Below are 13,609 nucleotides of genomic sequence, written 5' to 3'. Positions count from 1 at the left end.
TTCAGACGGCCTTTTTCGTGAAATGCGGCGGCAAGATGGTTACAGCGGCTGCACCGTAAACGGCATATCCACTTTCTGCCATTGCGCGCTTTCATAGGCCAGCGCGTCGGCAATCAGCGGATGTTCGTCCAGCCAGAGGCCGTTAATGCGCAAGACGAAGCCTTTGCCCGAATCATCGGCACGCAATTGGGTTTGCGCGGGTAATTCCAGCGGCAGGCGGGCGCGGCAGAACAGGGCGGCAAGACGCAGCGACAAAATCGCGTACCAGCGCATTTCATTGCCGCTGACGATATCAGTCATTTTCTTCACATCGCCACGGTGCCCCAAGGCCAGCTGCGCCAAAGCGGTCTGCTCTTTGCGCGAAAAACCCGGCATATCGGCGTTTTCCAGAATATAGGCCGAATGCTTGTGGTAGCCGGCGTGGGCGATGTCGGTGCCGATTTCGTGCAGACGACCCGCCCAGCCCAATAATTGCTGCCAGTATTTCAAATCCTGTATCGGCACATTTTTCGCCACGCACAGGCTTTCCATGAATTTTTGCGCCGTTTCCGCCACGCGGTTGGCCTGATTCAGGCTGACGTGGTAGCGTTTTTGGAATTCGGCACAAGTTTGGTCGCGCATGTCTTCGTTGAGCTGGCGGCCAATCATGTCATACAACACACCATCGCGCAGCGCGGCTTCCGTTACCCGCATTGTGCTGATTTCCAGCTCTTCAAACGCCGCCATCATCACCGCTAAACCGCCGGAGAAAACTTCGAGGCGGTCGGGTTTCAAACCCTCGAATTTGGCTTTTTTGACCGTACCCGCTTCGATAATCCGTTCGGCCAGATATTTCATGCCCTCATAGGTAATATCGGCGGCTTGCGGTTTTTCCGCCGCCAACACATCGCGGATGGATTTGGCCGAGCCGGAAGTGCCGACGGCAAAATCCCAGCCGTTGCGCTTCATCAGCTTGCTGATGCGCTGGATTTCGTTACGCGCGGCGGAAATGGCGGCTTGAAAATCTTTATTACTGATTTTGTTTTGGAAAAAACGCAGGCTGTACGTTACGCAGCCCAGCGGCAGGCTTTCGGTGGTGTCGGGTTTTAAATCAGCGCCGATGACAAATTCGGTAGAACCGCCGCCGATGTCGATGACCAGCATTTTGTCGCCGTTGGGCGGCAGGGTATGCACCACACCGGTGTAAATCAGACGCGCTTCCTCGCGGCCGGCGATGATTTCAATCGGAAAGCCCAGCGCGGCTTCGGCCTTGGGCAGGAACGCGCCGATGTTTTTTGCTACGCGGAAGGTGTTGGTGGCGACCACGCGCACCTGTTCGGGCGAAAAACCGCGCAGGCGTTCGCCGAATTTGGCCAAGCAATCAAGCGCGCGCTCTTGCGATTCTTCGCTCAATATTTTGTTTTCATCCAAACCGGCGGCAAAACGCACCATCTGTTTGAACGAATCAATCACTTTGAGCTGGCCGTTGTTGTTCTCGCAGATTTGCAGACGGAAGCTGTTGGAACCCAAATCGACGGTGGCAAGGAGGTTGGCAAAAGGTAAAGGTGCGGTCATGGCAGATACCGTTTGGAATAAAGACTGCTTATGTTACCTTGCAGTCAAACTGCTGTCATCTGTCGGCGGGCTTTGTATTTGATGTTTCTCAAGAAAAAATGGCCGTCGCAATATGCATTAAAACGCATACAAGGCCGTCTGAATTATACAAATTTTTCATGTTCTTTGTTTTTATTAACAAAAATTAAGATAGAATCTTGCCTGTTATATTGTAACAAGGAGTTTCTTTTGAATTTATCCGTCAAACTGCAAACCGCTTTTTTATCCGCCGTCGTTTTGGTGGCTGCGCTGCCCGCACAGGCGGAAGACCGCATTGTCCGCCCGGAAACCGCCGGTAAAACCGTTGCCGCCAATCAAGGCATTACGCAGGAGTATATGGACGAATTTGTGCAGCAGAAAATTCTGCGCCTGCCGCAACAGCAGCCTGCGCAGACAGCCGACAGCGTCATCCGCCCCAACCAGCCGCGCTTTATGATGCCCGTATCCAATTACCGCAAAAGCTCGGGCTACGGCTACCGCAACCATCCCGTGTTGCGCAAAGTCAAATTCCACAGCGGCGTGGATTATGCCGCTCCCACCGGTTCGCCGATTTATGCGGCAGAAAGCGGTAAAGTCGAATTTGCCGGTTGGAAAAAAGGCTACGGCAAAACCGTGATTATCCAGCACGACGAGCGTTTTGCTACTTTATACGGCCATGCCAGCAAATATGTTGTCAGCCCGGGAGAGGAAGTCAAACGCGGACAGCTGATTGCCTATGTCGGCAGCACCGGCCGCAGCACCGGCCCGCACCTGCATTTTGAGGTGATGGACGGTCAGCGCAAAGTGAATCCCGATGCATTTGTCCACCCGTAAAAAGGCCGTACCACAGGCAGGTTTTGCACGCTGCAAACGGTAAAATATTCAAAATCAACATGCTGCGGAAAAAATAACCTAAAACCGCAGGCCGGATATTCTTCCGGCAAGCCCAAAAGGTTGGCAAATATGCTAAGCTACGGTTTTAGGTTATTTTTTTAAGCATGAACGGCGGTTTTGCCGCCGAATAAGATTTTGAAATGAAACACAGCAATTTTACCGAATCCGAAACCTTTTCCTTGAGCCGCCGCCGTCTCTTGACGGTCGGCGGCGCATTGTTATGCGCACCGCAGCTGGTGTGGGCGGGGGCGCAGCGCGAAGAAACCCTGTCGGACGATGTCGCCTCGGTCATGCGCGGCTCGATTAACAATGTCAATCCCGCACGGCTGGTGTTTTCCAGTCAGGCCGAAGGCGAACGCTGGCTCAACGCCATGTCTTCGCGCTTGAGCAAATATGTGCCCGACGAAGGCGAACGCCGCCGCCTGCTGACTAACATCCAATACGAATCCAGCCGCGCCGGTTTGAATACGCAGGTAATTTTGGGCTTGATTGAAGTGGAAAGCGCGTTCCGCCAATACGCCATCAGCGGCGTGGGCGCGCGCGGGCTGATGCAGGTCATGCCGTTTTGGAAAAACTATATCGGTAAACCCTCGCACAACCTTTTCGATATCCGCACCAACCTGCGCTACGGCTGTACCATTCTGCGCCATTACAACAACATCGAGAAAGGCGATATGGTACGCGCACTGGCGCGTTTCAACGGCAGCCTGGGCAGCAACAAATATCCCAATGCGGTGTTGGGCGCGTGGCGCAACCGTTGGCAGTGGGGGTAAAGGCGGGCGGTATGCCGTCTGGAAATCAGGCGGATGCAAAGCAGCCTGATTACTGTATAATCCTGTTATCGAAATTCCTTATTTTCAGACGGCCTCTGCACCGCAAAGGCCGTCTGAAAACATTATAAAAAACAAAATGTCCAGAACCAACCGCGTTACCATGTTCCCGCACGAATGGCGTGCCAGCACCACTTTATCCGGCGTTTATGCCCTGCGTATGCTGGGCATGTTTTTGGTGTTGCCGGTGTTTGCCCTCTATGCGGCAACGCTGCCGGGGGCGGAAAAACATCAGGCGCTGGTCGGCGTGGCGATGGGGATTTACGGCCTGACGCAGGCGCTGTGCCAACTGCCCTTGGGCATGGCTTCCGACAAATTCGGCCGCAAAAAAGTAATTTACGCCGGTCTGATTGTGTTTGCGGCGGGCAGTTTTGTGGCGGCGGCAGCGGACACGCTGCCCATGCTGGTCGTGGCGCGGGCGGTGCAGGGTGCGGGCGCGGTAAGTGCGGCGGTAACGGCGCTGCTGGCGGATTTGACCCGCGAAGAAGTGCGCACCCGGGCAATGGCGATGATTGGTCTGAGTATCGGTCTGACGTTTTCCGTGAGTTTGGTGGCGGCGCCGCTGATGGCCGATTGGATAGGCGTATCCGGTCTGTTTGCGTTAACGGGGATTCTGACGCTTATCAGCATAGGCGTGGTGGCGTGGCTGACGCCGAATCCTGAAACGTCCAAATTACATGAAGATGCACAGGCGCAGCCGTCGCGCTTTGGCGAGGTGTTGAAAAATCCGCAATTATTGGGTTTGGACTTCGGTATTTTTGCCCTTCATGCCGCGCAAATGGCGCTGTTTACCGCGCTGCCGTTTGCCATGCTGGAGCTGGGTTTGGATAAAATCCAACATTGGAAAGTGTATCTGCCTGCCACCATTACCGGTCTGATTGTGATGGTTCCGCTGATTATCATCGGCGAAACGCGCAATAAATTGAAGCAGGTGTTTATGCTCGGCATTGCCTGTATCGCGCTGGCGCAAATCGGCCTGCTGTTCGGGCTGAATTCCATTTGGCTGATAACGGCCTATCTGATGGTTTACTTTATCGGTTTTAATGTGCTGGAAGCCAGTCTGCCCTCTATGGTGTCGAAAATCGCGCCAACCGATTTGAAAGGCACGGCGATGGGGGTTTATAACACTTTGCAGTCGGTCGGCCTGTTTGTCGGCGGCGCCTGCGGCGGATTATTGTTCCAGCATTACGGCTTCGGCGGCGTGTTTGCCTTTTGCAGTGCGCTGATGTTGTTGTGGTTGGCAGTCGCATGGCTGCTGCCCGCGCCCAAGCCGGTAAAAAATATCAGCCTGCGCGTACCGATCACTTGGCAAGGTCAGGAATCCGCTTTACACTCTGCGCTGACCGACTTGGCGGGTGTGGAAGCCGTCAGCTTCAGCCGCGACAAGCAAACCGTTTACATCAAAGCGTTGCAGAAAGGTTTTGACCAAGCCGCTGCCGAAAAAATCATCTCAGGAGTATAAAATGTCATCAGTTAACAAAGTCATCCTTATCGGCAACTTGGGGCGCGATCCCGAAGTGCGCTACATGCCCAACGGCGAGGCCGTCTGCAATTTCAGCATTGCCACCAGCGAAACTTGGAATGACCGCAACAGCGGCCAACGCCAAGAGCGCACCGAATGGCACAACATTACCATGTATCGCCGCTTGGCCGAAGTTGCCGGCCAATATCTGCGCAAAGGCAGCTCGGTGTATATCGAAGGCCGTATCCAAAGCCGCCGTTATACCGATAAAAACGGTATCGAGCGCACCGCTTACGACATCATCGCCAACGAAATGAAAATGCTCGGCAGCCGCAACAGCGGTGGCGGTGCGCCTTATGACGAGGGCGGTTACCAGCAGCAAAACTACCAATCTGCCCCCGCGCAACAGCAAGGCGGCTATCAGCAGTCCGCTCCGGCTTACCAGCAGGAAGCGCCGAGCGCACCGCCCGCCGCACCAGCCCGCCGCGCACCGGTTGCGCCCGCCGCGCCGGTGGATGATATCGACGACGATATTCCGTTTTAATTTTTTATCCGTATTGCCGCCATATATGCAGGCCGTATGAAAATAAGGGATTGTGAATACAGGTTCTTTGCTTTTAGACGGCCTCGACGGGGCAATAAGCGCGTGAAAAGCGTTTCAATATTGAATTTTCCCGTATCTTTGGTACAATACGTTTAATTGATTTTTACCACAGCAAGCCGCCGGCAACAGGCGGCTTGTATTTTTATTTTGCGCCGACAGATGATTGACCCATCCGTCGGCGCGTATGTCATTATAAAAAAGCGCCAAGCGCTTTTACGGAGAACCACCATGCAAAAAATTCCTTTGACCGTTCGCGGCGCAGAAATGCTCAAGCAAGAATTGCAACAGCTCAAAAGCGTTGCCCGTCCGCAAATTATTGAAGCGATTGCCGAAGCGCGCTCGCACGGCGATTTGTCGGAAAACGCCGAATACGAAGCGGCCAAAGAACGTCAAGGCTTTATCGAAGGCCGTATTGCCGAGCTGGAAGGCAAATTATCGCTGGCGCATATCATCAATCCGGCAGAAATCCATGCCGACGGCAAAATCGTGTTCGGCACAACGGTAACACTCGAAGATTTGGAAACCGAAGAGCAGGTGACCTACCAAATCGTCGGCGAAGATGAAGCGGACATCAAAGAGCGCAAAATCTATGTAGGCTCGCCGATTGCCCGCGCACTGATTGGTAAAGAAGAAGGCGACGTGGCTGAAGTGCAGGCGCCGGGCGGCGTACGCGAGTATGATATTATTGCGGTTGAATATATCTAAGCGTTGTTGCGTGTTTAACTGAACCATGAAAGGCCGTCTGAAAAGTGCATGAAATGAAATTGCAGATTTTTCAGACGGCCTGATTGCTAACAAAGGATTCAAAAGGAGGAAAACATGAACAGAATCGCGGCGGCATTGGCCGCATTTTGGTTGGGTTTGCAGGTGATGGCGGGCTATATCGCCGCGCCGGTCTTGTTTCAGATGTTGCCGAAATTGCAGGCGGGTGCGATTGCGGGCAAGCTGTTTGATGTGGTGTCGTATGTTGGCTTGGCGGTGTGGCTGCTGGTGTATGTCGTTGGTAAGCGCGAAGCAGCGCAACGAGCTGCCGGTTCGTTAAACGGCAAATTGACGGCTGCCATCATTATTTTACTGGCTATCAGCCAGTTTCTGATTACGCCGGTAATCGAAGCCATTAAAACGCAAATGACCAACTGGCTGCTGTCGCTGGTCGGCGGCTCATTCGGCATGTGGCATGGCATTTCCAGCCTGATTTATTTGTTGTGCGCGATTTTTGCCGTGGTAATGGTGTGGCGGATTGTACGCTGGGAGTGGCGTTAAATCGGCGAGTTGGCCAAGTGCCGTAGAGCAGAAAAGCAAACTGCGTAGGTTGGGATGAAATCCCAACGGAAGTTTAGGTGTAGGTTGGGTTTACAACCCAACCTACACCGTATAGATGGTTTGTTTTTAAGTAATTCCACTATATCGTCATAAAAAATGCCGTCTGAACGGGTGTAACAAAAATCCTTGATTTTATGTTCACACCTGTTCAGACGGCATTGTGGTATTTCACCTATTATTTTTTAGGCGACAACTGATCTACCAAGCCGCCGTCGGCAAAGTATTTCTTCATGATTTCTTCCCAAGTACCGAATTTTTCATTGGGTTTGAAGGTCTCGATGTCGGGGAAGTCGGCTTTGTGTTTGGCCAATACATCAGCGTTTTGCGGACGCAGGTAGAGTTGCGCGGCCAGCTCTTGTGCCGGTTCGCTCCACAGATATTGCAAGTATTCGGTTGCGGCTTGTTGCGTGCCTTTTTTCTCAACCACGCTGTCCACTACGGCCACAGGGCTTTCCGACAGGATGGTGTAGCTCGGATACACGATTTCAAACTGGCCTTGAGTCAGTTTTTTGCTGACATGGTTGGCTTCGTTTTCAAAGGTAATCAGCACATCGCCGATATTGCGTTGGCTGAAGGTGGTGGTGGCTGCGCGGCCGCCGTTTTCAAACACGGGCGCGTTTTTCAGCAGGGCGGCAACAAATTCTTTGGTTTTGCCCTCATCGCCGTTGTTCGCTTTCAAGCCGTAGCCGTAAGCGCCGAGGAAGGCATAGCGGCCGTTGCCGGTGGTTTTCGGATTGGCAAGCACGATTTGCACGCCGTCTTTGGTTAAATCGTTCCAGTCTTTAATCTGTTTCGGGTTGCCTTTGCGCACCAAGAAGACGGTGGTGCTGGTAAACGGCACAGCGTTGTCGGGCAGACGTTTCGTCCAGTCGGATTTTACCAATCCTTTTTTCTCCAATAACTCAATATCGGAGGTTTGGTTCATGGTAACGACATCGGCTGCCAAACCATTGGCTACTGACAGCGCTTGCTTGCTTGAACCGCCGTGCGACTGTTGCACGTCTATGCTTTCGCCCGGATGTTTGCCTTCGTATTCTTTAACAAACAGGGGGTTGTATTCTTTGTAAAAATCGCGTGCCACATCATAAGAGACGTTCAGCAGGGTAATGCCTTTGCCGTTGGCGGCTGCGGGCGCGGCGGAAGCGGCTTGATTATCGGCAGCCGGTTCGGATTTGGGCGAGCAGGCGCTGAGGGCGACGGCTGCGCTAACGGCAGCTAGGGTCAGGGTGCGGATGGTCATAACGGATTTCCTCAATTCATGGGAGATGGGTTTATTTTAACTAAATCGGGTAATTTTGGAAAATAATGTTTGCTTTGCAGCTTATCAGTTTTGCTTATATAAAGGCCGTCTGAAAATGCAAAACTTTCAGACGGCCTCGTCGGTTTAGAGATATTTGCGCATCAGTTCGCATTTGACTTTGACGGTTTCGCACAAGGGCAATACTGCCGAACCTAGCGAATCGTAGCCGTTTAAGCGGTAAAACGGAACGGAATTGAGCGAGGCATACAGCTTTAAAAAGCTCAAACCGGCCTGCCGCGCCAGTTCTTCAGCACGTTGCAGCAGAGCCGTACCCAAACCGTGATTATGAAACAGAGGGTGGACATACAGGGCATCCAGTTGCGCCTCTTTAAAATCCACTTGGAAAAAGCCCTGAATCACACCTTTGTATTCCACTACCCACAGCGCTTTGCTTGAGTCCTGAATGGTGGCATGGTAGCTTTCGATGTCGAGCAGGGCTTCCCAAGCTTTTAATACGCGCTCGTTGTAACTGCGGATACAGGCGTATTGCACGGCGTGCAGGTGGGCATTATGGATAAAACGGCAATCCCCCTCAGTTGCGGGGCGGAGTATGGTTAGCAGGCTCATAGAAAAACGGATGGTGTAGGGAGGGTTTTAACCCACCCTGTTTTTTGTTACATAACATAAAAGGCGGGTCAAGACCCTACAAAGGTTAGGCAAGGCCGTCTGAAAATTACAGGCTATTGTGCAGCTGCTGCGCTTTTTGCAGCGCAATGTCCGCATCGTCGGCCAAGGTAACGAAATGCCCCATTTTACGGCCTTTGCGCGCGGCTTTTTTGCCGTATAAATGCAGGTGGCTTCGGGTATCGCTTTGCAGTGGCAGCCAATTCGGTTCGCCGCCGTCATCCGCCCACACATCGCCCAAAATATTCGCCATGCAGCAGGCCGACAAGAGGCGCGTATCGGCCGGCGGCAGTTTGCACATCAGGCGTACCTGCTGTTGGAACTGGCTGGCGGCGCAAGCGTCAATGGTGTGGTGGCCGGAATTGTGCGGACGCGGCGCGATTTCGTTGACCACCAATTCATGCGTATCGCCGACCACAAACATTTCCACCGCCAACACGCCGATATAATCCAATTCATCCGCCAAACGCCGCGCCATCTGCTGCGCCTGCTGCTGGATGTCTTGCGGCAGACGGGCGGGTACGATGGAATAAGCCAAAATACCGTCTGCATGGATATTTTCGGCCGGATCAAAGGTCTGCACATTCTCGCTGTTCAAACGGCAGACAATCACGGAAATTTCGCCGCGTAAGTCCACCATTTTCTCCAACACGCAGTCCACGCCGCCATGCGCCGCAAATGCCGCACTCAGCTCTTCCAGCGTTTTCACACGGATTTGGCCTTTGCCGTCATAGCCTAAAGTCGCGGTTTTCAGAATCCCCGGCAAAAATGCCGCGCTGTCGGCGCTGATGTCTTCCGCTTTGCAGACGGCCTGATACGGCGCGGTCTGCAAGCCGGCTTTGCGTATCCACGCTTTTTCCTGAATCCGGTTTTGCGCAATTGCTACGCAGTCGCCGCTGGGCGATACGTTGGTATGCTGCGCCAAAAAACGCATGGCGTCGGCGTTGACGTTTTCAAACTCGGTGGTGACCGCCGCGCATTTGGCCAATTCGTCCAAAGCCGCTTTATCGTCAAACGGCGCACACAAATGGCAGTCGGCAAATTCTGCCGCCGGCGCATTCGGATCGGGATCGAGCACGGTCACTTTATAGCCCATGGTTTTGGCCGCTACGGCAAACATACGGCCAAGCTGGCCGCCGCCGAGTATGCCGAGCATGGAAGGAGGGAGGATGGGGGTGTTTTGCATGGTGGTTGTCATGGATAATGTCAGTTTGTATATGCGAATAAAGTGTTTTGATTGGCAATACTATCAAATTTTCAGAACTGTATTTTTTTAAGGCAGACAGAAAATCTGGCGATTTTCTGTCTGCCTACCAGCATAAATTACCGAAAAGAATAGAGATAAAAATGCTTATCTCAAATTTTCGTTACTTATCCAACCCCTCCTGCACCATCTGTGCCGCGCGTACTACTGCCCGCGCTTTGTTTTGGGTTTCGTTCCATTCGGATTGCGGGTCGGAATCGGCAACGACACCGGCGCCGCTTTGCACGTATAACACGTTGTTTTTAATCACGGCGGTGCGGATGGCGATGGCCAAGTCCATATCGTTGTTGAAGCTCCATACGCCGAGGGCGCCGCCGTAGATGCCGCGTTTGCTCGGTTCGACTTCTTCGATGATTTCCATCGCGCGCACTTTCGGTGCGCCAGAGAGGGTACCGGCGGGGAAGGTGGCGGCGAGGATGTCCATATTGGAAACTTCGGGTTTCAGACGGCCTTCTACGTTGGAAACGATGTGCATGACGTGGGAGTATTTTTCAATCACCATTTTATCAGTGACTTTGACTTCTCCGGTTTGGCTGATGCGGCCGACGTCGTTGCGGCCGAGATCGATCAGCATGACGTGTTCGGCGATTTCTTTAGCGTCGGAGAGCAGATCCTGCTCGTTGGCGAGGTCTTCGGCGGGAGTTTTGCCGCGCAGACGGGTACCGGCAATCGGGCGCACGATAACGGTATCGCGTTCGCGGCGCACGAGGATTTCCGGCGACGAGCCGACGATGTGAAAATCGCCGAAATCGTAGTAAAACATATACGGCGAGGGATTGAGCGTGCGCAGGGCGCGGTAGAGCGCGAGCGGGCTGTCTCGGTATTCCATGTAGCTGCGTTGGCTGGGTACGACCTGCATACAGTCGCCGGCGAAGATATAGTCTTTGATTTTGGCTACGCAGGCTTTGAAAGGCTCTTCGCCAAATTCGCTGACGGCTTCGGTTTTGGAGCTGCCCAAAGACAGGGGGATGGCGCTGCTTTGACGCAGTTGCAGGCGCAAATCTTCCAAACGCTCGCGGGCGCGTTCGTAGCCGTCGGACTGGCTCGGATCGGCATACACAATCAGGTGGATTTTGCCGCTGAGGTTGTCGATAACTGCCAATTCGGTGGACAACATCAACAGCATATCGGGTGTGCCGATGGGGTCGGCTTTGGGGGTGTTTTTCAAACGGTGGGCAAAATGCTCGAAGCTGTAAATGGTTTCGTAGCCGAAGTAGCCGCATAAGCCGCCGGTAAAGCGCGGCAGGGCGGGGATTTCAGGAGTGTTGAAACGCTTGTGGAAGGCTTCGATAAAGTGCAGCGGATTACCGTCGTATTGCTCGACGATTTCGCCGTTGAGATACACGTCAACGTGTTGGCCGTTGACTTTCAGATAGTGGGTGCACGGCAGGCCGATAAAGGAATAGCGGCCGAAACGCTCGCCGCCGACCACGGATTCCAACAGATAGGTATAAGGGCGGTTGGCAAGTTTGAGATAGAGGGATAAGGGAGTATCCAAATCCGCCAGCAGCTCCTGCACCAGCGGAATGCGGTTGTAGCCTTGCGCGGCTTGTGCCAGATATTCTTGTTTGCTAATCATTTTCAGACGGCCTTTGGTGGGTGGTGTTAATTTGTGTGAAGATTATACCTGCTTTTGCGGCGGGATAACAGCGCAAGGCCGTCTGAAAACAGACGGCTCGGCAGATTTATCCATACGGTATCGGAAATCAGAAGCTGGAATTTATGGAAATTTTGGTTTGGCGGGCACGCTTCCATTTAAATGCATAACCCAGCGCTACCGGAATGGCAGCCAGAATGATTTTAAATGTCCAACCGGCATACCACGGTTTTGCCACGACAATGGCTTGGCTCTCCGCTCCGGGCGCGATAAAATCTTTGACCGCATACCAATCCAGCCACGGCCACCAGCAGGCGACCAGTGCGCCGAGAAACAGCGGCCAAATTAGGCGGCTGAGACCGCGTTGCCACAGGAAGAAACAGACAACTGCCCACACAGCGGTCAATACGCTGATCAGCAAAACAGTATAGGCGGCCGCGCCGGTATAGGCGGCGAGGAAGTAGGTCAGGACGATCCACAGGACGGCCAGTATCAAAACGATTAATTCTTCGGGACGCTTGAACATCGCGGTTTCTCCAAGTATGACGGGCTGTTTATGGTTTGTAAGAACGCTACTATACCCGAAATCAACAGGCTTGAACACGGCTTCAGACGGCATTATGGTTTGCAGCGGACGGACTCTGTGGCAGAATCAAAAACGCTTTCAAACGGACAATTATCATGCGGCAAAAAATTATCATCAGTGGCCACAGCAGCGGTTTGGGTAAGGCTTTGGCAGAATATTATTTACAGCGGGGCATACCGGTTTTGGGTATTTCCCGCCGCGCTTTGCCTGAGCAGGCCGGGTTGCAGCAATGCGCTTTGGATTTATCTGACGGTTCGGCTTTGGCCGAAGTCTTGCAAAACGGCTTGTTGGACGCATTTATTGATGATGCGGATGAAGCCGTGCTGATTAATAACGCCGGTACGGTAGCGCCGAATGCGCTGTGCGGAAGACAAAGGCCGTCTGAAATTCTGACGGCGGTGCAGTTGAATATTGCCGCGCCTTTGTTGTTAAGCAACGATTTGCTGGCGCGCCAGCGTGAGGGCATGTGCTTGAAAATCGTCCACATCAGCAGTGGTGCGGGGCGCAAAGCCTATATCGGCTGGAGCGTGTACGGCGCGACCAAAGCGGCTTTGGATCAGCATGCTCAATGCGTGGCGGCGGAAGGCAAAGCCGGTGTCGGCATTATATCGCTGGCGCCGGGCGTGGTGGATACCGACATGCAGGCGCAAATACGGGCGCAATCGGTCGAGGATTTCCCGTTGTTGGCGCGGTTTCAGCAATTGAAGACAAACCATGCGTTGAGCACGCCGCAAACCGTAGCAGCTAAAATCGCCGCCATCATTGCGGATAGAGATTTCGGCAGTAAGGTCATTGGTGATGTACGAGATTGGAAAAAAGCGGGAAAATTGCTGGGTTTTCTCCTAAAAAAACAGTAAGCCGTCTGAAAACAAGGAATAGCAAAAACAAGGAATAACGACATGACGATGGATTTTCAAGCAACACTGAAAGCCTTGGGCAAACAGGCAAAAAAAGAAGCGGAAGTACGCGCAGCAGTGGAAGCGGAAGCAAAAAAACGCGTCGAAGAGGTGGTGGATTTTGCCAAAGAAATGGGCGGCTCGGTCAAGCCGCTGAAAAACACCAACCGCTACGAAGCCCCCCGCGATAAAACGCCGTTGAAACCGCGCCCGAAGGATGAGCAGACGCTGGCGGAAGAAGACTATTTCTATATCGGCCACGGCAGCACCGATTGGAGCGAGCCGCCGGCCACGTTCAGCAAAAACGGGCAGGGCAAAAACGACATCCAGCGCTTGAAAAATGGCCATTATCCGGTGGTGGCCGATGTGGATCTGCACGGCTATTCGCAGGAAGAAGCGCAGCAGGTGTTAAACGAATTTATCGAATTTACCAAAAAGCGCGGCGTGTGCGGCGAAATCGTGCACGGCAGCGGCTTGGGTTCGTCCGGTTATAAACCGGTATTGAAAAACATGACCCGCCGCTGGCTCATGCAGCACCCTGATGTTTTGGCTTATGTCGAGCCGCGTGCGAATAACGACGGCGCGGTACGGATTTTGCTCAAGCGCAACCGCCGCGATTCGGAGGAATAAATCCGGTGTCATAGCGGGCGTTGGTTA

The 13,609-nt window shown here is 53.2% G+C and carries 14 protein-coding genes; 8 read left to right on the top strand and 6 right to left on the bottom strand.

Annotation, left to right across the window (positions count from 1 at the left end; all coding sequences use genetic code 11):
- Window positions 1-39: 39 nt before the first annotated feature.
- Window positions 40-1,554, bottom strand: a complete 1,515-nt coding sequence (gene ppx, locus J2T37_RS05810; RefSeq protein WP_253354478.1) for an exopolyphosphatase — start codon at window positions 1,552-1,554, stop codon at window positions 40-42.
- Between the two features lie 228 nt (window positions 1,555-1,782).
- On the opposite strand from ppx, the gene J2T37_RS05805 reads away from it, so the two are divergent.
- The 6 genes from J2T37_RS05805 (at window position 1,783) to J2T37_RS05780 (ending at window position 6,625) form a co-directional block, all read left to right on the top strand.
- Window positions 1,783-2,406, top strand: coding sequence for a M23 family metallopeptidase (locus tag J2T37_RS05805; RefSeq protein WP_253354476.1), 624 nt, complete (start codon window positions 1,783-1,785; stop codon window positions 2,404-2,406).
- A 200-nt stretch (window positions 2,407-2,606) separates the two neighbouring features.
- Window positions 2,607-3,239, top strand: coding sequence for a lytic transglycosylase domain-containing protein (locus J2T37_RS05800; RefSeq protein WP_253354475.1), 633 nt, complete (start codon window positions 2,607-2,609; stop codon window positions 3,237-3,239).
- Between the two features lie 136 nt (window positions 3,240-3,375).
- A complete protein-coding gene (locus tag J2T37_RS05795) occupies window positions 3,376-4,758 on the top strand; it encodes an MFS transporter (RefSeq protein WP_253354474.1) in 1,383 nt (460 codons plus the stop codon).
- Window position 4,759: 1 nt separating this feature from the next.
- A complete protein-coding gene (locus J2T37_RS05790) occupies window positions 4,760-5,302 on the top strand; it encodes a single-stranded DNA-binding protein (protein ID WP_253354473.1) in 543 nt (180 codons plus the stop codon).
- Between the two features lie 288 nt (window positions 5,303-5,590).
- Window positions 5,591-6,067: a transcription elongation factor GreA gene (gene greA / locus J2T37_RS05785; RefSeq protein WP_253354472.1), complete on the top strand. Its 477-nt coding sequence runs from the start codon at window positions 5,591-5,593 to the stop codon at window positions 6,065-6,067.
- Window positions 6,068-6,181: 114 nt separating this feature from the next.
- Complete coding sequence (locus J2T37_RS05780; protein ID WP_253354471.1) at window positions 6,182-6,625, top strand: DUF4149 domain-containing protein; 444 nt, start codon at window positions 6,182-6,184, stop codon at window positions 6,623-6,625.
- A 235-nt stretch (window positions 6,626-6,860) separates the two neighbouring features.
- Here the strand turns inward: J2T37_RS05780 and J2T37_RS05775 are convergent, their stop codons facing one another.
- The 5 genes from J2T37_RS05775 to J2T37_RS05755 form a co-directional block, all read right to left on the bottom strand.
- The gene (locus J2T37_RS05775) at window positions 6,861-7,919 is read right to left on the bottom strand and encodes a sulfate ABC transporter substrate-binding protein (RefSeq protein ID WP_437179464.1); all 1,059 of its coding nucleotides are present in this window, start codon (window positions 7,917-7,919) and stop codon (window positions 6,861-6,863) included.
- 150 nt (window positions 7,920-8,069) lie between these two features.
- A complete protein-coding gene (locus tag J2T37_RS05770; RefSeq protein WP_253354469.1) occupies window positions 8,070-8,552 on the bottom strand; it encodes a GNAT family N-acetyltransferase in 483 nt (160 codons plus the stop codon).
- A 106-nt stretch (window positions 8,553-8,658) separates the two neighbouring features.
- Entirely contained in the window at window positions 8,659-9,795 is a 1,137-nt protein-coding gene (locus tag J2T37_RS05765; RefSeq protein WP_253354510.1) for a 5-(carboxyamino)imidazole ribonucleotide synthase, read from the bottom strand.
- 181 nt (window positions 9,796-9,976) lie between these two features.
- On the bottom strand, window positions 9,977-11,452 hold the full coding sequence (gene trpE / locus J2T37_RS05760) for an anthranilate synthase component I (protein ID WP_253354467.1): 1,476 nt from the start codon (window positions 11,450-11,452) through the stop codon (window positions 9,977-9,979).
- 127 nt (window positions 11,453-11,579) lie between these two features.
- Complete coding sequence (locus J2T37_RS05755; protein ID WP_253354465.1) at window positions 11,580-11,996, bottom strand: hypothetical protein; 417 nt, start codon at window positions 11,994-11,996, stop codon at window positions 11,580-11,582.
- A 155-nt stretch (window positions 11,997-12,151) separates the two neighbouring features.
- Here J2T37_RS05755 and J2T37_RS05750 point away from each other — a divergent pair, with 155 nt between their 5' ends.
- The gene (locus J2T37_RS05750) at window positions 12,152-12,913 is read left to right on the top strand and encodes an SDR family NAD(P)-dependent oxidoreductase (protein WP_253354463.1); all 762 of its coding nucleotides are present in this window, start codon (window positions 12,152-12,154) and stop codon (window positions 12,911-12,913) included.
- 42 nt (window positions 12,914-12,955) lie between these two features.
- Window positions 12,956-13,582, top strand: coding sequence for a Smr/MutS family protein (locus J2T37_RS05745; RefSeq protein WP_253354461.1), 627 nt, complete (start codon window positions 12,956-12,958; stop codon window positions 13,580-13,582).
- Window positions 13,583-13,609 lie beyond the last annotated feature (27 nt).

It is taken from the genome of Neisseria perflava (assembly GCF_024170405.1).
Lineage (GTDB): Bacteria > Pseudomonadota > Gammaproteobacteria > Burkholderiales > Neisseriaceae > Neisseria > Neisseria perflava_B.
This window is presented reverse-complemented; position numbering and strand designations above follow the sequence as displayed.